The sequence below is a fragment of the Pseudonocardia lutea genome, assembly GCF_042658055.1.
In the GTDB taxonomy this organism is placed as follows: Bacteria; Actinomycetota; Actinomycetes; order Mycobacteriales; family Pseudonocardiaceae; genus Pseudonocardia; species Pseudonocardia lutea.
This window is the reverse complement of sequence record NZ_JBHSQK010000093.1, coordinates 40403-60899: the sequence shown is the minus strand read 5'-3', so window position 1 is coordinate 60899 and position 20497 is coordinate 40403. Positions and strand designations below refer to the sequence as shown.

Annotated in this window: 21 protein-coding genes and 1 pseudogene; 12 read left to right on the top strand and 10 right to left on the bottom strand. The window is 75.0% G+C overall.

The window, feature by feature from the left end:
• Positions 1–455: pseudogene (locus ACFQH9_RS28015) on the bottom strand (hypothetical protein); the annotation flags it as partial.
• Between the two features lie 925 nt (positions 456–1380).
• On the opposite strand from ACFQH9_RS28015, the gene ACFQH9_RS28010 reads away from it, so the two are divergent.
• Complete coding sequence (locus tag ACFQH9_RS28010; RefSeq protein WP_379570706.1) at positions 1381–1530, top strand: hypothetical protein; 150 nt, start codon at positions 1381–1383, stop codon at positions 1528–1530.
• 161 nt (positions 1531–1691) lie between these two features.
• Here the strand turns inward: ACFQH9_RS28010 and ACFQH9_RS28005 are convergent, their stop codons facing one another.
• From ACFQH9_RS28005 to rph, 3 genes are all read right to left on the bottom strand, one after another.
• On the bottom strand, positions 1692–2372 hold the full coding sequence (locus ACFQH9_RS28005; RefSeq protein ID WP_379570704.1) for a class F sortase: 681 nt from the start codon (positions 2370–2372) through the stop codon (positions 1692–1694).
• Positions 2369–3028 (bottom strand): DUF4142 domain-containing protein, encoded by a 660-nt coding sequence (locus tag ACFQH9_RS28000; RefSeq protein WP_379570702.1) that lies wholly within the window; start codon positions 3026–3028, stop codon positions 2369–2371. The genes ACFQH9_RS28005 and ACFQH9_RS28000 overlap by 4 nt, the downstream gene beginning before the upstream one ends.
• A gap of 473 nt (positions 3029–3501) precedes the next feature.
• Positions 3502–6069, bottom strand: a complete 2568-nt coding sequence (gene rph / locus ACFQH9_RS27995; protein WP_379570700.1) for a rifamycin-inactivating phosphotransferase — start codon at positions 6067–6069, stop codon at positions 3502–3504.
• A gap of 423 nt (positions 6070–6492) precedes the next feature.
• Here rph and ACFQH9_RS27990 point away from each other — a divergent pair, with 423 nt between their 5' ends.
• Genes ACFQH9_RS27990 through ACFQH9_RS27980 form a run of 3 tightly spaced genes read left to right on the top strand, consistent with a single transcriptional unit; the run spans position 6493 to position 7870 of the window.
• Entirely contained in the window at positions 6493–7431 is a 939-nt protein-coding gene (locus ACFQH9_RS27990; protein ID WP_379570698.1) for a DUF5996 family protein, read from the top strand.
• Positions 7428–7703 carry a universal stress protein gene (locus ACFQH9_RS27985; RefSeq protein WP_379570696.1) on the top strand — a complete coding sequence of 92 codons (276 nt, stop codon included), beginning with the start codon at positions 7428–7430 and terminating at the stop codon, positions 7701–7703. Before ACFQH9_RS27990 ends, ACFQH9_RS27985 begins: the two co-directional genes overlap by 4 nt.
• A complete protein-coding gene (locus ACFQH9_RS27980) occupies positions 7655–7870 on the top strand; it encodes a universal stress protein (protein ID WP_379570694.1) in 216 nt (71 codons plus the stop codon). The genes ACFQH9_RS27985 and ACFQH9_RS27980 overlap by 49 nt, the downstream gene beginning before the upstream one ends.
• A 14-nt stretch (positions 7871–7884) precedes the next feature.
• Here ACFQH9_RS27980 and ACFQH9_RS27975 read toward each other — a convergent pair whose 3' ends face one another.
• On the bottom strand, positions 7885–8175 hold the full coding sequence (locus tag ACFQH9_RS27975; protein WP_379570692.1) for a hypothetical protein: 291 nt from the start codon (positions 8173–8175) through the stop codon (positions 7885–7887).
• 140 nt (positions 8176–8315) lie between these two features.
• On the opposite strand from ACFQH9_RS27975, the gene ACFQH9_RS27970 reads away from it, so the two are divergent.
• Positions 8316–8831, top strand: a complete 516-nt coding sequence (locus tag ACFQH9_RS27970) for a hypothetical protein (RefSeq protein WP_379570690.1) — start codon at positions 8316–8318, stop codon at positions 8829–8831.
• Between the two features lie 66 nt (positions 8832–8897).
• Here ACFQH9_RS27970 and ACFQH9_RS27965 read toward each other — a convergent pair whose 3' ends face one another.
• Both ACFQH9_RS27965 and ACFQH9_RS27960 read right to left on the bottom strand, forming a co-directional pair.
• Positions 8898–9242 (bottom strand): putative quinol monooxygenase, encoded by a 345-nt coding sequence (locus tag ACFQH9_RS27965; protein ID WP_379570688.1) that lies wholly within the window; start codon positions 9240–9242, stop codon positions 8898–8900.
• Between the two features lie 23 nt (positions 9243–9265).
• Positions 9266–10447 (bottom strand): geranylgeranyl reductase family protein, encoded by a 1182-nt coding sequence (locus ACFQH9_RS27960; RefSeq protein ID WP_379570686.1) that lies wholly within the window; start codon positions 10445–10447, stop codon positions 9266–9268.
• A 152-nt stretch (positions 10448–10599) separates the two neighbouring features.
• Here ACFQH9_RS27960 and ACFQH9_RS27955 point away from each other — a divergent pair, with 152 nt between their 5' ends.
• The 7 genes from ACFQH9_RS27955 to ACFQH9_RS27925 all read left to right on the top strand — a co-directional run bounded on the left by ACFQH9_RS27955 (position 10600) and on the right by ACFQH9_RS27925 (position 17738).
• Positions 10600–11376 carry an IclR family transcriptional regulator gene (locus tag ACFQH9_RS27955; protein ID WP_379570684.1) on the top strand — a complete coding sequence of 259 codons (777 nt, stop codon included), beginning with the start codon at positions 10600–10602 and terminating at the stop codon, positions 11374–11376.
• 204 nt (positions 11377–11580) lie between these two features.
• On the top strand, positions 11581–12972 hold the full coding sequence (locus ACFQH9_RS27950) for an MFS transporter (protein WP_379570682.1): 1392 nt from the start codon (positions 11581–11583) through the stop codon (positions 12970–12972).
• A complete protein-coding gene (locus ACFQH9_RS27945; RefSeq protein WP_379570680.1) occupies positions 12969–14033 on the top strand; it encodes a Rieske 2Fe-2S domain-containing protein in 1065 nt (354 codons plus the stop codon). Before ACFQH9_RS27950 ends, ACFQH9_RS27945 begins: the two co-directional genes overlap by 4 nt.
• Positions 14030–14281 (top strand): hypothetical protein, encoded by a 252-nt coding sequence (locus ACFQH9_RS27940; protein ID WP_379570678.1) that lies wholly within the window; start codon positions 14030–14032, stop codon positions 14279–14281. The genes ACFQH9_RS27945 and ACFQH9_RS27940 overlap by 4 nt, the downstream gene beginning before the upstream one ends.
• 17 nt (positions 14282–14298) lie before the next feature.
• Complete coding sequence (locus tag ACFQH9_RS27935) at positions 14299–15264, top strand: PDR/VanB family oxidoreductase (protein WP_379570676.1); 966 nt, start codon at positions 14299–14301, stop codon at positions 15262–15264.
• Between the two features lie 118 nt (positions 15265–15382).
• A complete protein-coding gene (locus ACFQH9_RS27930) occupies positions 15383–16450 on the top strand; it encodes a tyrosine-type recombinase/integrase (protein WP_379570674.1) in 1068 nt (355 codons plus the stop codon).
• Positions 16451–16529: 79 nt separating this feature from the next.
• Complete coding sequence (locus tag ACFQH9_RS27925; protein WP_379570672.1) at positions 16530–17738, top strand: globin domain-containing protein; 1209 nt, start codon at positions 16530–16532, stop codon at positions 17736–17738.
• A gap of 41 nt (positions 17739–17779) precedes the next feature.
• Here ACFQH9_RS27925 and ACFQH9_RS27920 read toward each other — a convergent pair whose 3' ends face one another.
• From ACFQH9_RS27920 to ACFQH9_RS27910, 3 genes are read right to left on the bottom strand one after another with little or no spacing between them, the layout of a single operon-like run.
• On the bottom strand, positions 17780–18844 hold the full coding sequence (locus ACFQH9_RS27920) for an NAD(P)/FAD-dependent oxidoreductase (protein WP_379570670.1): 1065 nt from the start codon (positions 18842–18844) through the stop codon (positions 17780–17782).
• Complete coding sequence (locus ACFQH9_RS27915; RefSeq protein ID WP_379570668.1) at positions 18841–19422, bottom strand: isoprenylcysteine carboxyl methyltransferase family protein; 582 nt, start codon at positions 19420–19422, stop codon at positions 18841–18843. Before ACFQH9_RS27915 ends, ACFQH9_RS27920 begins: the two co-directional genes overlap by 4 nt.
• Positions 19419–20495, bottom strand: coding sequence for a type III polyketide synthase (locus ACFQH9_RS27910; RefSeq protein WP_379570666.1), 1077 nt, complete (start codon positions 20493–20495; stop codon positions 19419–19421). Before ACFQH9_RS27910 ends, ACFQH9_RS27915 begins: the two co-directional genes overlap by 4 nt.
• Positions 20496–20497 lie beyond the last annotated feature (2 nt).

The following is a 20497-nucleotide window of genomic DNA, read 5'->3' as shown; positions in this document are numbered from 1 at the left end:
GCCTCGGCCCGCGACGCGCGCTCCTCGGCCGCGAGCCGCGCTCCGTGGTCCTCCGCCGCCCGGGCCAACGCGGCGTCCCGGTCCGCCAACGCCTCGCGCACCTCGTCGTCGAGGCGGGCCTGCAGCACCGCCACCCCGTCGAGCACCGCGGCCAGCGGGCCGGCCGCGGCGGTGAGCCGGGCACCCAGGTCGTCGACGGCGGTGACCGCGCCCGCGGTGTCGCCCTCCTCGCGGAGCGACTCGACCGCCACGAACGCCGCCTCGGCGTCCTTGCAGCTCAGCCCCTTCGTCCCCCAGGAGCGGCCGTCCTGGCAGTAGCGGGGCCGGTTGCCCCGGCCCGCCAGCACCGGCAGCGGCTCCCGGCAACGCCGGAACGCGCACCGGCGCGGCTCCCCGGCGGGTTGTCCCTGGTCCGCGACTCGCACCGCCGTCGCCGCGCCCTGGGCGTCGTCCACCGACTCTCCTCCCGGAGATCCTCGGATCCCTCGTTGCACGAACGACAGATGTGTCGTTCGAAGCCTAGTCGGCTCGGCAGCGGCGCCGTTCCGGCCGCCGGACTGCGCTGCGCGGATCCCGGAAGGGCCGTGCGCTGGCGGCGCGCGCGGTATCCCTCGGGCGGGGAGCCCGTCACTGCCGGACCCGGGGAGAGGTCGCGGTGCGACGACCGCGAAGCGCCCGGGCGGGGCGTCGTCCCCGGGTGGCCGCTGTCCGGCGGGCGCGGGCGCTTCTGCAGCTGGCGTGGTCGGAGCAAGGCGAGTGGTCGACCTGCGCCCACGAAGTTGTCATAAGGGCCGGGGGCGGTCCTACCCCATCCCGTCGGACCCCGCGCTCGTCCATCACGGCGTTGACCAGCAAGAACAGTCTCGGGAGAAGTAGTCAGCCCACCTGATCAGCAGAGTCAGGCCGTCTGATCAGCAACTACGGGATTAGAACTAGTTCTGCGAGTACAGATCTGGTGGTTAGAGCATGCTCTCTACTCGGGAGAACACCTCTTCTCCCGGGTCGACTGGCCTCATGAGCGCGGGAGCGGCGGGAAACCGGGAGCGAGCGGCAGCCCGTCGCGAGGCGTGCACGTCCTGAGGAGATGTGGGCGCTGCGCGCCTGCTGGATCCCCACGGCTTTCGACTCGAACAGGGACACACCGCTAGGCCGCACCAACTCGGCCTCGGCCAGTGCGCACCGCCGGCCAACCGGGCGGCCTGGCGCCGTCCACCATCATTGCTCTGATCGAGTGAAGCCGTCCGCGGAGCCGCTAACGCGTGCAGTGGTCGGACGACGCCAAGGCATGATTCCTCACAGGACAGTCGATCGACCTGCTCACCCGCTACCTCGGGGCGCGACGTGGTCGCCACCGCGGGGGTAGCGTGCCTGGCGGGCGCAGTGGTGCTCCTGACCCTGCTCCTGTCCACGAACCGGGCGACGAGGTCGTCGGAACTGTCTGCCGGGTTCGTGGCCCTGGTTCGAGTACTCGCCGCCGTCGTACTCCTCTGCTTCCTCTTCTGGTTGGCGCTGATGCGCGGGATGCGGTGAGAACGTGCCTCGGAACGGATCGAGAGCCGCCTGACCGCCTTTCGCGTGCGGCGCATTCTGCACATCCCCTCGCCAGGACGGCGTGGGCGACCGTTCTGGGCCGACCGAGCGGTCCGATGTCCCTCCCCGCCACGGACAGCTTCGGTCGACCGTCCGCACGGCTATGCCGGTGCGGCGAGGACCACGACGTTGTCGGCGTACTGCTTGCGGACCGTGTCGAACGGCCCGCCGCAGGTGATGAGGGCCAACTGCGGGGGCCCGTCGCGGCGGAACAGCTCGGCCGGCAGCGCGGACTTGCGGTAGGACGTGCGGGAGACCACCGAGAAGCGGTGGATCCCGCCCGCCGCGTCCACCACCTGCAGCGGTGCGCCGCGAGGAAGATCGAGCAGTCCCTTGAGCGGACCGGGCCCGAGTGCCGCGGAGTCGATGTGACCCGCCACCACGGCGCTACCGGTGTCCTGGCCGGGCGCGGCACCGGCGGCGTACCAGCCGAGCACACTGGGCTGGTCGGGCAGTTGCAGCGCGCCCGAGGGCAGCACGCCGACCGGAACGACCGGGACGTCGGGTGCCTGCGGCAGCGACAGCGTGACCGGGGCGGCCACCTTCGCAGGGCCTGCGGGTGTGGCGCTCACCGACCCCGGCGGGGGGCTCGCGACGTGGTCCGGGGTGACGGGAGTCGGCTGCGGGGGCCCTGGCGTCGACGCCGGCGCCGGCGAGGCGACCGGGGTGATGTCGGAGCTGGCGGCCCGGGGCATGGCCGTGGTCATGGCCAGCCCCGAGCCGACGAGCACCATCCCGATCAGGGCGAGGAGTGCGGGCCCACCCCGACGGGGAACGGTCATCGCGTGAGGGACCGCCGCCGGGTCCAGACGATCGCGGCGATCACCGCGAGGACGCCGGCTCCGGCGACACCCCAACCGCCGGCCCGCAGCCCGTCGGTGGCGGCCTGCCCGCCGGTGCCACCGGGCACCGAGGTCGGGACGCCGTACTTCTGTGCCGCGCTCCGCAGCTCGGCGAGATGCTGCTCGACCACCGGCGTCGCGGTGCGCGCGAGGGTCAGCACCTGCGAGTCCGACCCGGCCTGCAGCTCCTGCTGGGTCGCGGCCAGCGTGGTGGAGTGCGAGCCGATCTGCTGGGCGATCCACGCCGTGTCGAACGCCTGCCCGGACTTCTGCTGCACCGCGGCGAGCTGCTGCTGCTGGGTGGCAGTGGGCCGGTCGGGCAGTTCGACGCCCAGCTGCTGGGCCACCGGCTTGAGCTGGCCGTCCAGCTCGGTGTGCATCTGCACGAACATCCGTCCGAGGTTGCGGACGTCCTCGGTCGCGGCCGCCTGCTGGGCGGCGTTGCCGGCCGCGATCTCCGCCAGATTGCTCTGGTGCGCGGCCCGCAACCAGGTCGCGTCCTGGTCGGTGGGGGCAGCGACGGCCGAAGTGGTGGCCAGGACCAGGCTGCCGAGCACGGAGGCGGCTACCAGCGCGGCACGTACTACGATGCGCATCCGGGTTCTCCTGTTTGCGGGTGTCGACGATGACTGCCCACGGAGGTGTCGACCCTCGGCCGCTACCGGCGCGGGCGAGGACCGGCTACCCCGCGGCGCATCCGTCACGCATTCGCGTCAAAGGTTGTTCACAAGTTGGGACGAACGGCGCAGTCGCTGCCGCACTCCGGCCGCCCGGAAGCGTGCATGTCATCGCGAGTGCCGCCCGTCGAGGAGCATCCCCGACGCCGACCCAGCCCCAGTGGACGCGGTGCCGGGCGAGGAGCCCGTCCCGCAGCTCCATGACCCCGACGATGTCCATCTGGTCACCGTCGGGCGCGGCCCGCGGATACTCCCGGACGACACGGGCGCCGTCGGTGAGGTAACCGGTGCGGGAACGACGGCGCTCGGGGGGCTGGTGGGCGAAGACCTTCTCGGGTGCCGACGGTGATCGACCACGAGCACCAGCGCGCGGCGGGGGGGTTCCCGCGCCGCTAGCTCAGGAGCTCGACGTACCCGCTCGTCCCGTTGACCCGGATCCGCTGACCGTCCCGGATCAGGCGGGTGGCCCGCTCGACCCCCACCACGGCGGGCAGGCCGTACTCCCGGGCGACCACCGCGCCGTGGGTCATCTGGCCGCCGACCTCGGTCACGAGCGCCTTGATCGTGACGAACACGGGTGACCAGCTGGGATCGGTGTAGGCGGTGACGAGGATGTCGTCGGTGCCGAGGTCGGCGTGCGCCATGTCCAGGACGACGCGGGCGCGCCCCTCGACGGTTCCGGCGGACACCGCGAGCCCGGCCAGCGCACCGGCCGGGACGTCGTCGCGCCGGTAGGACCCGGAGAGCGCCTCGCCGTCGGACGTGAGCACCCGCGGCGGCGTGAGCGCCTGGTACCCGCGGTACTCCTCCCTGCGCCGCGCGAGGAGCTGCCGGTCGGCGCACCCGGCGCGGACGACGTCGCACAGCTCGTCGAAGCGCAGGTAGTAGATGTCCTCGCGGTCGGCCAGCACGCCCTCGGCCACGAGGCGGTCGGCCTCGCGCAGCAGGGCCTGCTTGTAGCGGAAGTAGCGGCTGACCATGCCGAACTTGGGGTACTCGCGATAGCCGATGAAGGTCCGCAGGCGGTCGATCATCGTCTTCGTCTCGGCCGCCCGCCGGTCCCCGCCGGGCAGGGCCCGCAGCCGGGCGAGCAGGTCCTGCTCCTTCTCCCACGCCTCCTGCCGCCCCTGCGCGAAGCGCCGGCGGCTCGCCCCGGGCTCGGCGTGCTCGACGTGCCCGAGCAGCACCGGCACCAGGACCGTGGGCTGCTCGCTCCATCGCGGCCTCGTGATGTCGATCTCGCCGGCGCACCGCATGCCGTAGGTGTCGAGGTAGCCGCGGATCGCGTCCCGCGCCGCGCGCCCGCCCGCGACCCGGGGCAGCTCGTCGAGGAAGCCGTCGTCGATGACGCCGCGCAGGAACTCCACCACCTCCGGGTGGGGGCGGACGACGTCGGCGACGTCGAGGAGCGCGAGCCCCATCTCCGAGGTGACGCTGTTCGGGACGGACTGGGTGAGCGTGTCGGTCGCGCCCTCCTCCCCCAGCCACTCGCGCAGGTGCTCGTCGAGCCACCACGCCGCGTTCATCGCCGTCATGAACACCCGGTGGCCGAACGGGTCGAAGAGCAGCCGCCGCAGCTCCTGGAGGTCCTCGCGGATGAAGTCGAGCAGCTCCGGTCCCCGGCGGGTGCGGATCTCGCGGTCGAGAACGGCCAACGACGCCCGGGTCCGCGCGATCAGCTCGTCGACGACGGCCGGGTCGGGGTCGACCGGGTCCGTCGGCGGGACGGCACGCGGTCCGTCGTCGGCGGACGGCGCTCCGCCGAGGTCGCCGCGGGCCAGCACCGTCCGCAGCGCGTCCGCCATGAGCGGGTCGGACCGGCCCATGACCTCCAGGATGTTCTGCCGGCCGGCCGCCGACGCCAGCATCGGGGTGGCGTCGACGAACAGCCGCCCGCCGGCCTCCGCCATCGGCCGCGGTGTCGTCATCTGCCAGAACGACAGCCCGAGCGGCTTCAGCGCGTCGGTCATCATCTGCTGGTGCCCGACGGAGAGGTAGACGTGGGCGCCCCCGTCGTCGGCCGGCGGGACGGGGAACAGGGTGGTGATCGGGCGGGTCTGCACGATCCGGAGGTCGTTCCCGGTCAGGCACCACTCGATGTCCTGCGGGCAGCCGAAGTGCGCCTCGATGCGGCGGCCCAGGTCCGCGAGGCGCAGCACCTGCGTCTCGGTCAGGGCCGGCGCCTGCCGGGCCTGCGGGGCGACCTCCTGCCGCCGGGTACCGCCGCCGGCCGAGGCCCGGACCGCCCACTGCTTCGTGGCGATCGCCCGGTCGACGACGGCGCCGTCGCGCACCGTGAAGCGGTCGGCATTCACCAGGCCGGAGACCAGGGCCTCGCCGAGCCCGAGCACGGCCTCCACGCAGGTGACCTGCCGGTTCGACGTCACGGGGTCGGCCGTGAACAGCACACCCGACGCGTCCGGGACGACCATCTCCTGCACGACGACGGCCATCCGGACCTGCCGGTGGTCGACGCCGCCGCGCAGCCGGTAGGCCACGGCACGCTCGGTGAACAGCGAGGCCCAGCACCGGCGGACGTGGTCGAGGACGGCCGCGGCGCCCACGACGTTCAGGTAGGTGTCCTGCTGACCCGCGAAGGAGGCCGTCGGGAGGTCCTCGGCGGTCGCACTGGACCGCACGGCGTAGGCGGTCGCCTCGCGGACCGGGCCGGTGACGGCCGCCGCGAGGTCGTCGGGGACGGGAAGGGTCGCGACGACCTCACGGATCTCGGCGCTGAGCGCCGCGATCGCGTCCCGGTCGTCCGGGTCCACGGATGACAGCCGGTCGAGCCGGTCCTCGAACGCCGGCACCCCCGCCGTCACCCGTCGGAACGCCTCCGTCGTCACGCAGAAGCCGGGCGGCACGTCGACGCCCTCGATCCGCGAGAGCTCCCCCAGGTGCGCGCCCTTCCCGCCGACCGAGCCGATCCGGCCGCGGTCGATCTCCTCGAACCTGAGCACGGGACGACCGAGCGCGACCGTCGTCGCCGCGCCACCGCCGCTACCCACCACTGCTTCCCCCACTTTCGTCGGCTGCCGCCACCGTCCGCACCTCGCGGACCCCGGTGACGGCCGCAGAGTCTGCGGCACCCACCGGGTCTTGTGGCAAGCCCCCTGGGGCGCTATACGTTGAAGTGGGACAGAGATCGAGATGCCTTCGGCACTCGGCCCTCCCCTGAATCTCACCCGGTCACCGCGTGCACGTCCGACACCCGCCCCCTCCTGGGCGCCTGGGCACCCTCGCCGATCACGCGGGCCCGGAGCGGCACTGGCGGGCATTGGCCGGCCGGCTGCGGCCCTCCATGCTGGAGGACGCGAGGTCACCCGGCGCGGCACGACACCGACGGAGGGGAGTGCGCTGTGGTCGCGGAGCAGAGCGGTGCGGTGACTGCATGGCCGAGCCTGCCGGTGGCGGACTGGACGGCCACGCGGGACACCCTGCACATGTGGACCCAGGTCGTGGGCAAGATCCGGATGGCCCACGCGCCGCTGGTCAACCACTGGTGGCAGGTGACGCTGTACGTCAGCCCGCGCGGGCTGACCACGTCGACGATCCCGTACGCCGCGGGCGCGTTCGAGATCGAGTTCGACTTCCTCGGTCGTCGGCTCGAGGTCCGCAGCAGCGACGGCGGCTCGGGCGGGCTCGAGCTCCGGCCGATGTCCGTCGCCGACTTCCACGACGAGACGATGGCGGTCCTCCGCCGGCTGGGCATCGAGGCGCCGATCCGCCCGGTGCCGAACGAGGTGGACCCCGCCATCCCCTTCCCCGACGATCACGAGCACGCGTCCTACGACGGTGAGGCGGTCCTGCTGTTCTGGCGGCAGCTGCTGCAGGCGAACCGCCTGATCGGTGAGTTCCGGTCGCGTTTCGCGGGCAAGGTCAGCCCCGTCCACTTCTTCTGGGGCTCGATGGACCTGGCCTGCACCCGGTTCTCCGGGCGTCCCGCCCCGCCGCACCCCGGAGGGGCGCCGAACTGCGGGGACTGGGTGATGGTCGAGGGCTACTCGCACGAACTGTCCAGCTGCGGGTTCTGGCCCGGTGGTGGCGAGGAGGGCGCTTTCTACGCCTACGCCTATCCCGTGCCCGACGGGTTCTCCAAGTACCCCGTCGAGGCGGAGGGCGCGTTCTACAGCGCGGAGTTCCAGCAGTTCGTGCTGCCCTACGAGGCCGCGCGCACCGCCGCCGACCCGGACCGGCTGGTACGCGAGTTCCTGCAGGGCACCTACGAGGCGGCCGCCGAGCTCGCCGGGTGGGACCGCGCCGCCCTGGAGATCGACCCGGGCCGCTGGCAGCACCGCACGAAGGGCGGAGAGGGCCGATGAACGCCACCGCCCGCACCGCCGTGGTCGTCGGCGTCGACGGGTCGGACCCGGCGCTCGCCGCCGTCCGCTGGGCGGCGGTCGAGGCCGCACGGCGGGGCGCGCCGCTGCGGCTGGTCGCGGCCGTAGGAACGGGCGCCAGGAGGCCGGGAAGGTCAGGTCGAAGGAGTGCTCGTCGTAGATCGGGTCGAAGCTGCGCCGACGACGGACGGCTGAACACCCCGAGGTGGCGGTCGAGCGGGTCGTGCGGCGCGACCCCCCGGCGGCCGCCCTGATGGCGCGCTCGCGCGGCGCCGGGCTGGTCGTCGTCGGGTCACGGGGGCGCGGCATGGTGCGCGGAGCGTTGCTGGGCTCGGTGAGCCAGGCCGTCCTGCAGCACGCCGACGCCCCGGTCGCCGTCGTGCGGCCCGAGGCCGGCGACCGTCCGGAGCAGTGGCCCTGAAGAACCGGGGGCGCTCAGCCCGCCGGCACCTCGTCGCGCTCCCGCTCGTGGTGGTGCGGCAGGCGCTCGGCCACCCGTCGGATCCGGCGCAGCAGGGGGATGCTCGGGTAGCGGTCCTGCTCGACCTTCGCCTGCAGCACCCTCAGGTACTCCGGGATCCTGCGGCGGGGGATCCATTGCTCGAGGAGGTCGAGCTGGGTGTAGCTGGGACAGCGGCTCTCGCGGACCCTGTCGAGGAGCAGCTCGACCAACCACTCGCGGACGTCGTCGCGGGTCATGTCGTCCTCGATCTCGTCGCGGTTCATGTCGGGATCGAACCTCCGCCGCCGTCGGGCCGTCAGCCCGGTCAGGGTCGGTGGACCGGGTGGCGGGGGCCAGGGACGAAGGACCTCGTGTGCCCGGTCCCCCGGGGAGTCGCCGGCACCGGGGCGGGTAGGCCGCGGACATGCTGAGTCGTGCGGTGTGGCAGGGGGCCCTGGCCGGGGCCTGCGGGGTGGCGGTGATGACGCTCGGCGAGAAGCTCGAGCAGCGGCTGACGGGCCGGCCGGACTCCCACGTCCCGGCCCGGACGCTGGAGCGGCTGACCGGGGCGAGGGAGCGGCCGCGGCGCCAGCCGGTGCCGGTGAACTGGGCGATGCACTACGGGCAGGGCGCCCTGCTCGGGGTGCTGCGCAGCGTGATGGCGCAGGTGGGGCTGCGCGGCCCCGCGTCCTCGGCGATGTTCACCGTGGTGCGGCTGACGAACGACCAGATCCTGGAGAACGCGACGGGCGTCGGGGCGCCGCCGCAGACCTGGCCGCGCCCGGAGCTCGCGGTGGACCTGCTGCACAAGGCCGTCTACGCCTTCGCCACCGGGGCGGTCGCCGACGCGCTGGCGGCGCGGTCCGGACCCGGGCCCGGGCAGCAGCACGCCGCCCTGCGCTCCGGGCGCCGGCCGGACGTCGGCCCCCTCCCCCGCTGAGCGGCCCGCCGCCGACCGGCACATGTCGGGGCAGAGGAACGCCCGATCCGTGATGCGGCGACGGCCTCAGGGCGGACCCAGGGGTGGATGGCCGTGGGCGACCGGAGTCTCGGCGATCCAGGCCTGCAGCCCAGGGTCCAGCGGGCCGTGCAGGTGCACGGAGGTCATCTCGGCCAGCGCGGGAACGCGATGCAGGAGGTCGGCACAGTGCCGGTTGTGCGCCAGGGCCGCCTCGGCGTCGGCGTACTCCTCGACGACGACGAGATCGTCCGGATCGTCGCTGGTGAACCACTCGTAGCGGAGGGTTCCCGGTTCTTCCGCGGCGGCCTCGGCGAGGGCGACCGCCAGTCCGGTGAGCTCCTCGCGCCTGCCGGCGCGAGCCCGCAGCTCGGCACGGACGAGGATCGACATGAACACCTCCCGGTGATCGACCGTCAGGGTGCCGCCGGGGCGAGGAGCGGCCCCGCGGGCACGGCCACGCGGCGGCCCGTCCCCGGCCGCACGAACAGGGCGCCGATCGCGGCGAGGGTGCGCGCGTGCGCGGCGCCCCTTCCCAGGCCGACCTCGACGACGTCGTCGAACACCGCCCGGTCCCCCGCCGCGGCGAGCACGGCGGCGTGCACGAACCGGGGGCTCCGCATCAGGCGGGCCAGCGCCGCGGTGTGGCGGTGGTGGCGGGCGAAGCAGCGGCGCAGGCTCGCCCGGTGGACCGCGCCCGCGGCCGCCCCGCACAGCGCGGCCTGCCCGGCGAGCACCCCGGAGGCCACCGCGTCGAAGATGCCCTCGCCGGTGAGCGGGTTGACCAGCGCGGCCGCGTCGCCCGCGAGGAGCACCCGCCCGTCGGGCTGGACGCGGCCGCCGGTGGACAGCGGCAGGCGGTGCCCCCGGACGGTCGCGGGGTCGAGGCGGCTGCCCGGCAGCTGCGCGTCGAGCCCCGCGAGGAGCTCGTCGCGGCTGGTCGGCGCGGTGCCGTCGAAGATCCCGTAGCCGACGTTCGCGCCGCCGTCGGCGAGCGGGAAGGACCACGCGTAGGCCGGGCGCCGCCCCTCCGCGAACGCGATGTGCAGCGCTCCCGGGACCGCGGGGGCCTGCGGGCTGTAGCCCCGGACCGCCACGGCCGTGTCCCGCGGCCGGGACGCGATCCCGAGGCTGCGCCGGACGACGGAGTTGGCCCCGTCGGTGCCGATCACGATGCGCGCGGCCGTGTCGCCGTCGAGCACCACGTGGTCGGCGTGGGCGTCGACGCGGCGGACGCGCTGCCGCCGCAACCGGGCCCCGCGCCCGACGCAGGCCCTGACCAGGGCGTCGTCGAGCACGGCCCGGGGCACGACGCGGTTGGGGCGGGCGCAGCACCGGTCGACCACGGCCCCGCGCGGCGAGCGCACGTGCAACCTCGGCACGGACGCACCGAGCCCGGCGAGGTCGGGCACACCCAGGGCCGCGAGCAGGTCGAAGACCCCGGCCGCGATCCCGTCGCCGCAGGTCTTGTCGCGCGGGAACCGGGCCGCGTCGAGCAGCAGGACGCGGGCGTCCGGCCGGAGCTGCAGCACCCGCAGGGCGGCCGCGCTCCCGGCCGGTCCCGCCCCGACCACGGCGACGTCGTACATCCCGGTCATCACGACCTCCCCGGCCGCCGGCCGGAGCGCCGACGTCGCCGGGTGGTACCCCGTGACGGCGCGACCGGAACCGACCGGCTGCGGCGGACACGGCGGCGGGTACGGACACTAGCGGTTCACACGGGTACGGCGACGGACGAGCGGGGGCGGACATGGCGGGTCGGGGGCGGCCGACGGGTCCGACGGGCCCCGTGCTCACCCGCGGGCTCGCCCTGCTCGCCGCGTTCGGGCCGGCCCGCCCGGCGATGACGCTGAGCCAGCTGGCCCGCCACGCGGGGATGCCGCTCTCGACCGCGCACCGGCTCCTCGGCGAGCTCGTCGAGTGGGGCGCCCTGGAACGCGACGACACCGGCTGCTACCGGGTCGGACTGCGGCTCTGGGAGCTCGGCGCGCTCGCCCCGCGCGGGCAGGGCCTGCGCGAACGCGCCCTGCCGTTCCTCGAGGACCTCTCCCAGATCACCCGGGAGAACGTCCAGCTCGCCGTCCGCGAGGGCACCGAGGTCGTGTTCGTCGAGCGGATCGGCGGGTCCGGCGCGGTCCCGGTGCTCACCCGGGTCGGCGGGCGGTTCGCGCTCACCGCCACCGGCGTCGGGCTGGTGCTGCTCGCGCACGCCCCCGTGGAGGTGCAGGACGACGTCCTCGGCAGCCGGATCGAGCGGTTCACCGAGCGCACCGTCACCGACGCCGAGCAGCTGCGGCGGATGCTGGCCGACGTCCGCACGAACGGCTTCGCGATCAGCGACCGCCAGGTGACCATGGACGCGCTCTCGGTCGCCGCGCCGATCCAGGACGAGCGCGGGCAGGTGGTCGCGGCCGTCTCGCTGGTGATCCGGCACGGCACGGCCTCGCCGCACACGCTCACCCCGCTGGTGCGGACCAGCGCCCGCGCGATCGGCCGGGCGCTCGCCGAGGGCTACCGCCCCGGCTGACGCCTCCCACAAACCCTTCCATTTCCCGGAAGTCGGGTTCGGCGGGGCCGGACCCCGCACGCATGCTCTCGGACACCGCCCCGGGACCCGATCCGGGCGGCGCCCGCCCCGGCCACCACCTCCCGCCGGCGGGCCCCGACGCAGTCGACAACGGAGTGCTGCCATGCGTCCTCCCACCCTTCCCGCTCGCGAGGGCCGGCGCGGATGAGCGCCTCGGTCCGGGAGCTGATCGACGACCGGCCGATGTCCCGCTTCCAGTGGGGTGCCGTCGTCGTGTGCGTGCTGCTGAACATGCTCGACGGCTTCGACGTGCTGGTCATGGCCTTCGCCGGCAAGTCCGTCTCCGCCGACTGGGGGCTGAGCGGCGCCCAGCTCGGCCTGCTCCTCTCCGCCGGCCTGATCGGCATGGCCGTCGGGTCGATGGTCGTGGCCCCGTGGGCCGACCGGTTCGGCCGGCGGCCGATCGTGCTCGGCTGCCTCGCCGTCGCGGCCGCCGCGATGCTGCTGTCCGCGGCCAGCCAGTCCGCGGTCCAGCTCGGCGTGCTCCGCGCGGTGACCGGCCTGGGCATCGGCGGCATCCTCGCGACCAGCAACGTCATCGCGGCCGAGTACGCGTCGAAGCGGTGGCGCGGCCTCGCCGTCAGCCTGAACTCGACCGGATACGCGCTGGGCGCCACGCTCGGCGGCCTGCTCGCCGCCCTCCTCGTCGGCCAGTTCGGCTGGCGGTCGGTGTTCCTGGCCGGCGGGCTCGCGACGGCCGCGTCGATCCCGCTGGTGTGGTGGCGGCTGCCCGAGTCGCTGGACTTCCTGCTGGTCCGCCGCCCGGTGCGCGCCCTGGAGCGGGTCAACGCCCTGCTCGCCCGGATGGGCCACGCGGCGCTGGCCGCCCTGCCCGAGCGGGTCGCCGCGCCGAAGGGCGTCGGCGCCGGGTACCGGGAGCTGCTCACCCCGCGGCTGCGCCGGACCACCCTGGTGCTCTGGCCCGTCTTCTTCTGCATCATGGCGGGCTTCTACTTCGTGACGAGCTGGACGCCGACCCTGCTGGTCGAGGCGGGCCTGTCCCCCACCGCCGGGATCGCCGGCGGCACCCTGCTCAACGTCGGCGGGATCTTCGGCGCCGCGCTGCTCGGCCTGCTGGCCGCGAAGTTCGCCCTGCGCACCGTCCTGGCGACCTACCTGGTGGCCACCGGCGCGCTGCTGGCGATCTTCATCGGGGCGTCCTCCTCGCTCACCCTGGCCTTCGTGATCGCGGCCGTGATCGGGGTGTTCGTCAACGGCTGCGTCGCCGGCCTCTACGCCCTCACCCCGACCGTCTACGACCCGGCCGTGCGCACCACCGGCGTGGGCACCGGCCTGGCCATCGGCCGCGCCGGCGCGATCCTCGCCCCGACCCTCGCCGGCACGCTGCTCGACGGTGGCTGGACGCCCGAACAGCTCTACGTCGTCTTCGGCGCGGTCTTCGTCGCGACCGCGGCCCTGCTCTTCCTCCTCCGGCTGCGCCGGACCGACGGGGCCGCCCCCGCCGCCACCCCCCGAACCACCACCCGGGACACCGCCGCACCCACCACGGCCCGAGTCGAGGGAGCGTCCTCGTGAGCACCATTCCCCGCAACCAGTGGTACGTCGCCGCCTACGGTTCCGAGATCCGCAACGAGCTGTTCGCCCGCACCATCTGCGACGAGCCGATCCTGTTCTGGCGCACGGAGGCCGGTGAGGTCGTCGCCAACTCCGACCGCTGCGTGCACCGCCGCTTCCCGCTCTCCCAGGCGCCGTCGCGGCTGGTGGACGACAAGGTGGTCTGCGGCTACCACGGCTTCACCTACGGCGCCGACGGCAAGTGCGTCGCCGTGCCCGGCCAGACCCGCGTGCCGCGCACCGCCCGGCTCACCCCGTACCCGGTCGTCGAGCTCGACTCCCTGGTCTGGATCTGGATCGGCGACCCCGCGCTGGCCGACCCCACCCGCATCCCGCGCGCGTCCTACCTGGCCTCGCCGGACTACACGACCGTCCGCGGGCTGGAGCCGCTGGCCGCCCGCTTCTCGCTGCTGGTCGACAACCTGCTCGACCTCTCGCACGAGACCTACCTGCACGGCGGCTACATCGGCACCCCCGAGGTCGCCTCGACCCCGATCTCCACCGAGGTCGACGACGAGGCCGGCGTCGTCTACGTCTCCCGGCACATGGACGACGCCGAGTGCCCGCCGTTCTACTCGCGCTCGACGGGCCTGCAGGGGCGGATCGCCCGCTGGCAGGACATCGAGTACACGCCGCCGTGCCTCTACAAGCTGCACAGCCGGATCGCCCCGGTCGGCTCCGTCCCGAACCCGGACGGCACCGACCCCGACGCCTTCCACGTCGAGGTCGTCTACGCGATCACCCCGGAGACCGAGCACTCCACGCACGACTTCTGGATGGTCGCCCGCGACTTCGCGCTCGGCGACGAGGAGGTCTCCGCCTTCCTCGCCGAGAACAACCGGACCGTCGTGCTCCAGGACGTCGAGGCCCTCGACGTGCTCGAGCAGGTGATCCGGCGCGAGCCCGAGGGCTACCAGGAGCTCTCGATCAACATCGACACCGGCGGCCTGGCCGCGCGCCGCATGCTCGCCCGCATGGTCGGGCAGGCCCCGCGCAACGCCCCCGCCGCGCCCACCCGATGAGCGGCCCCGCGAACGGCGGCATCCCGGAGACCCCGCCCGTCCTGAGCGGGGACCGGGTCTACCGCATCCACTGGGTCCTGGGCACCGACCGGCTCCGCGCGGTCTGCCACTGCGGCAGCGAGCGGATCTTCGACGACCCGGTCGAGCTGTGGGAGTGGCTGCTCGCCCATCCCGAGGGCCACGACCCCGTCGCCGTGCCGGAGCCCTCGCCCGAGCCCGCCCCGTCCCGCGAGCCCGCACCGGCCTGAGCCACCCGAGGAGACCGATGACCACCGACCCGCGGACCGAGCCCGAGCTCGACCTGGTCCTCGAGAAGAAGGAGACCCTGGCCGACGGCGTCGTGCAGCTGACCCTGCGCGACCCCGCCGGGGCGGACCTGCCCGCCTGGGAGCCCGGGGCGCACGTCGACCTGGTGCTCTCCGGCGACCTGACCCGGCAGTACTCGCTCTGCGGCGATCCCGCCGAGCGCTCCGTGCTGCAGGTCGCGGTGCTGCGCGAGCCGGCCGGCCGCGGCGGCTCGGCCCACGTCCACGACGTGCTCGCCGAGGGCGACAGCGTGCGGGTGCGCGGGCCGCGCAACCACTTCGCGCTCGTCCAGGCCCCGCGCTACCTGTTCCTCGCCGGCGGCATCGGGATCACGCCGATCCTGCCGATGATCGCCGCGGCGGAGGCGGCCGGCGCGGACTGGCGGCTGGTCTACGGCGGCCGCACCCTCGCGTCGATGGCCTTCCGGGACCGGCTGGAGGAGCGGTACCCCGACCGGGTCGAGGTCCGGCCGCAGGACGAGACGGGGCTGCTCGACCTGGCCGCCCTGCTCGGCGAGCCGGCCGCGGACACGGCGGTCTACTGCTGCGGCCCCGAGCCGCTGCTGGCCGCCGTCGAGGAGCGGTGCGCCGCCTGGCCAGCCGGTTCCCTGCACCTGGAGCGGTTCGCACCCAAGGCCGGCGCGGACGACGGGCCGCGGGAGGCCTTCGAGGTCGAGCTCGCCCAGACCGGCACCACGCTGACCGTGCCGGCGGACCGGTCGATCCTCGAGGTCGTCGAGGACGCCGGCGTCGGGATCCTCTCCTCCTGCCGCGAGGGCACCTGCGGTACCTGCGAGACCGGGGTGCTCGAGGGCGTGCCGGACCACCGCGACTCGGTGCTCACCCCCGACGAGCAGGCCGCGAACGACGCGATGATGATCTGCGTCTCCCGCTCCTGCTCGGCCCGCCTGGTCCTCGACCTCTGAGGACCGGCGCCGGGCGCGCCGCCGACGCCGCCGGCCGCCCGGCTTCTACCCTGCAGGACGTGCACGACCCCGCCGTGACCTCGCCCGAACACCCCGGACCCGGCCGCCCGACGTGTCGGTGACGGGCCGGGCGCTCACGCCGCGGGCCACCTCCTCGCCGCGGCGCCGGCCGCTCCCGGGGGAGCCGGCCTCGGACCTCGACCGCGACGCGGCCCTGCGCGTCGACGCGCTCGACGCGGCGGCGGACCGCTACCTCGACGCCGAACGGGTGGCCAGCACCCGGGAGGCGTACGCGCGGGACTGGGCGGCCTGGGAGGACTACACCCGCTGGGCCGGCATCCCGCTGCTGTCCGGCGGCCGCGGCGCGCTGGTCGGGTTCGTGCTCTGGTTCGAGCAGGGGGCCCCGCGGGTCGGCCGGGAGCCCGGTCCCCCGGCGGCGCCGGCCACCATCCGGCGCCGGCTCGCCGGGGCGCTGCACGGGCTGCGGAAGTTCGGCGCCGACGTCGACCCCCGCGGCCCGGCCGCCGCGCGGGAGGCGCTCACCATCTACCGGCGGAGGCTTGCGGCCGACGGCGTGAGCCGCGGCCGCGGCCAGGCCCATGCCGTGGACCTGCGGGCCGTGCTCGCGATGTCGAGTGCCTGCCCGGACACCCGCCGGGGGCTGCGCGACCGCGCCATGCTGACCATCGGCTTCTACGGCGCCACCCGGGCCAGCGATCAGGCCCACCTGCTGACCTCGGACGTGACCGTCGAGCAGAACGGCATCGTGCTCGACGTGCGCGTCGGCAAGACCACCGGCCGCAGCGCCCTGCCCCGGCGGCGTCATCCGCTGCTGTGCCCCCGCTCGGCGTGGCTGGCGTGGCTGCGGGCGGGCAGGCACACGGGCGGACCCGCCTTCCGCCGGATCGACCGGCACGACACGGTCCGCGACGAGCCCCTGTCCCCCGACGCCGTCACCGCCGTGATCGCGCGGGCCGGCGAGCGCGCGGGGCTGCCCTACCCGGTCACCTGCCACTCGCTGCGCGCCGGGTTCGCCACCGAGTCCTACCGCGCCGGGGCCTCGCTGCTCGACATCGCCACCCAGGGCCGCTGGGCACCGGGCTCGCAGGAGCTCTTCCGCTACATCCGCACGGTGGACCAGTGGCGGCACAACGCCGCCGACGGGCTCGACCTCGACCCCGGCTGAGTCGACCGGTCGGGACCGTTTCGGCGGTGACGCGGGCGGGAACACGCGGGCTCCCCGCCGACCCACCCAGGAGGCAACCGTGCTGTCGGACCAGGCCCGCCCGGTCATCGAGGCGACGCTGCCCGTGGTGGGCGAGAACATCGGGGCCATCGCGACCCGGTTCTACGAGCACCTGTTCACCGAGCACCCGGAGCTGCTCGACGGCACCTTCAACCGCGGGAACCAGGCGGAGGGCTCCCAGCAGCGGGCGCTGGCCGGGTCGGTCGCCGCCTTCGCGAGCACGCTGCTCACCAGGCCGGACCGCGCGCCCGACACGCTGCTGCGCCGGATCGCGCACAAGCACGCCTCCCTGGGCATCCGGCCCGACCAGTACCAGGTCGTCCACGACCACCTGATGTGGGCGGTCGTCGACGTCCTCGGCGACGCGGTCACCACCGAGGTCGCCGCCGCGTGGGACGAGGTCTACTGGCTGATGGCCAACGCGTTGATCAACCAGGAGCGCGGCCTCTACAGCGCCCGCGGCGTCCGCACGGAGACGGTCTGGCGCCCCTGGCGGGTGGAGCGCAAGATCCGGGAGACGGCCGACGTCGTGACGTTCGTCGTCGAGCGGATCGACGACCGGCTGGTGAAGACCTCGCTGCCGGGCCAGTACGTGTCGGTGCTGATGCCGATGCGCGACGGCGTCCGTCAGCCGCGCCAGTACAGCCTCACCCGTGCCGACGACGGGCGGCACCGGCAGTTCGCGGTCAAACGGGTGCAGGGCGACGGGAAGCCCGACGGCGAGATGTCGACGCTGCTCTGCGACACGGTCGGCGTGGGCGACGTGCTGACCCTGTCGCTGCCCTTCGGCGACGTCGTCCTCGACGACGCCGGCCGGCCCGTCGTCTTCGCGAGCGCGGGCATCGGCGTCACCCCGATGGCGGGGATGCTCTCGCACCTGGTCGCCGCGGACTCCGGGCTGGACATCACGCTGTTGCACGCCGACGCCGACGAGGCCTCCTTCGCGCTGCGCCGCCAGGTCGTCAGCGACGTCCTCGCGGCGCGCAACGCCTCGATGCACGTCTGGTACGAGGACGGCACCGGCAGCAACGAACCGGTGACCGGCGTGCACGCCGGCTACATGGACCTGTCCGAGGTCACGCTGCCCGACGACGCCCTGTACTACCTGTGCGGCCCGATCCCGTTCATGCAGGCGGTCCGGTCGGCGCTGATCGAGCGCGGGGTCGCGCCGGCGGAGATCCAGTACGAGGTGTTCGGGCCCGACCTCTGGCAGGCCGACCTCGACTGATCGCCGGGATCGACCGGTCGGCGGGCCCGGCGGTCGGGGGCTCAGCGGTCGGGGGCTCGACGGGCGGGGCCGACCGGGCGGGCCAGCGCGTTCACCGCGCCGTCGAAGAGCGGCGGCAGCAGCCGGGAGGCGGGGACCAGGGCGCGCCGCGCGACCCGCGGGCGCGTGCCGGCGAGCAACGCCGCGGTGAGCCAGCGGTAGCGCCGGGTCAGGCGGGTCCACTCGCGCTCGTAGCGCACCGGCTCGCCGTCGACGACCGCGCGCACGGCCGCGGCCGCCTGGGCGAAGGCCAGGGCCAGGCCCTCGCCCGTCAGCGCGTCGACGTACCCGGCGGCGTCGCCGACCAGCAGGATCCGCCCGGCCACCCGCCGCCGGGCGCCCCGGCGCAGGGGGCCGGCGCCGCGCACCTCGGTCACCGGCGCGGCGCCGCGGAGCAGCTCGGTGAGGCCCGGGAGCGCGCGCAGCCGGTCGTCGAAGGAACCCTTGGTCGAGGCGAGCACCGCGACCCCGACCAGGTCGTCGGCCACCGGGGTCACGTAGGCCTCGACCTCGGGCCCCCAGTGCACCTCGACGTACGGCGACCAGGGCGCGGTGCGGAAGTGCCGGCGCAGCCCGAACCGCGGGTACCGGGTCGCGGGCAGGTCGAGGCCGAGGGCGCGGCGCACCGGCGAGTGCAGGCCGTCGGCGGCCACCAGGTACCGGGCGCGCCGCCCGTCGACCACGACGCCCGCGTCGTCCTGCCGCACCTCCGCGACCGCGCGCTCCTCGATGCGGGCACCGGCGGCCACCGCCGCCTCCTGCAACGCCCGGTGCAGCGTGGTCCGGCGGATCCCGCGGCCGGGGCCGCGGCGGAAGTCCGCGTCGGCCGACCGCCCCGCGCGGACGTACCGGATACCCCGGAACGGGTGCCCGGCCGGGTCGACGCCCAGGGCCAGCAGCGCCTGGAGCGCACCGGGCATCAGGCCCTCGCCGCAGGCCTTGTCGACGGCGCCGGGGCGGGGCTCCCGGACCTCGACGTCCAGGCCCGCGCGGGCGGCGTGCAGCGCGGTCACCAGGCCCGCCGGGCCGCCGCCGGCGACGAGCAGGTCGAGCGGGCGGACGCTCATGCCCGCATCGCCGGGGCCGCGGCCGCCGCCAAGGCCCGGCGCTCCTCGCGCAGGCGCACGGTCAGCACCGCGGCGTTCGCCACGGTGAAGGCCGCGGCGGTGAGCCAGGCGGTGTGGACGAGCGGGAGGGCCGCACCCTCCACGACGACCACGACGTAGTTGGGGTGCGGCAGGAAGCGGTAGGGCCCGGAGGTGACCAGCGGGAGCCCGGGCACGACGATCACGCGGGTGTTCCACCGCGGCCCGAGGGCGCGGATGCACCACCAGCGCACGCACTGGCACACGACGACCAGGGCGAGCATCGGCCAGCCGAGCGCGGGCACGAAGGGCCGGTCGGCGAGCCACACCTCCGCGACGCACCCGACCAGCAGGCCCGTGTGCACCACGACCATGACCGGGTAGTGCCCGCGGCCGGTCTCGACGCCGCCGCGGGCGAACGCCCAGCGCGCGTGGCGGGTGGAGAGGACCAGCTCGGCCAGCCGCTCGAGGCCGACCGCGAGGACGAGCAGCGTGAAGAGCGGCACCGAGGCCGGCACCGAGGCCGGCACGGCGGCCGGCACGGCGGTCGGCACGCTCATGCCGGCGCCCGCAGCAGGACCAGCTCGGAGCAGAAGCCGGGTCCCATCGCCAGCATCAGGCCGTACGAGCCGGGGCGCGGCGGCCGGGTCGCGAGGGTGTCGGCCAGCACGTGCAGCACCGAGGCCGAGGAGAGGTTCCCGATGCGGCGCAAGGAGTCCCAGGTGAGGGCGAGCGCGTCGCAGTCGACCTGCAGCGCGTCCTGGAGGGCCTCGAGCACCTTGGGACCACCGGGGTGCGCGACGTACCACCCGACGTCCGCGGGCCCGAGCCCGTGGTCGGCGAGGAACCGGCGCACGTCGTCTCCCAGGTACCGGCGCACGAGGGCGGGGACGGCGGCGTCGAGCACGATCCGCAGGCCGCCGGCGCCGACGTCCCAGCCCATGGTCCGCTCGGAGTCGGGGTAGAGGCGGCTGCGGGCGGCGAGCACCTCCGGCTGCACGCGCCCGCCGTCGACCAGCTGCTCGGCGCGCCGCGACCCCGCGGCGACCACCGCGGCGGCGCCGTCGCCGAACAGGCCGCTCGCGACCAGGTTGGGCACCGAGACGTCGTCGCGCTGCAGCGTCAGCGAGCACAGCTCCACGCTCATCAGCACCGCGACCGCGTCGGGGTGGCCGGCCAGGTGGTCGTGGAGGCGGGCGACCCCGGCGGCGCCCGCGACGCACCCGAGGCCGACGATCGGCACCCGCACCACGTCGTCGCGCATGCCGGTGAGCGCGGCGACCCGCGCGTCGAGGGAGGGCACGGCGAGCCCGGTCACCGTCGCCGAGACGACCAGGTCGACGTCGGACGGCGCGAGGTCGACCGCCTTGAGCGCGTCCACGACGGCGCGGGCACCGAGCTCGACCCCGGCCCGGATGAAGGCGTCGTTGGACTCGCCGAAGTCGCGGAGCCCGCCGTAGCGCTCGAGCGGCAGCGCGGTGTGCCGGGTCTCGACGCCGGCGTTGCGGTGGAACCGGTCGAGCACCGCGCGGTCGACGGCGCCCTTCAGCAGCGAGCCCGCGACGGCCTCGGTGATCTCCTCCTGGCGGTGGCGGTGGACGGGAAGGGCACCTCGGACGCTCAGGACGCGCATGC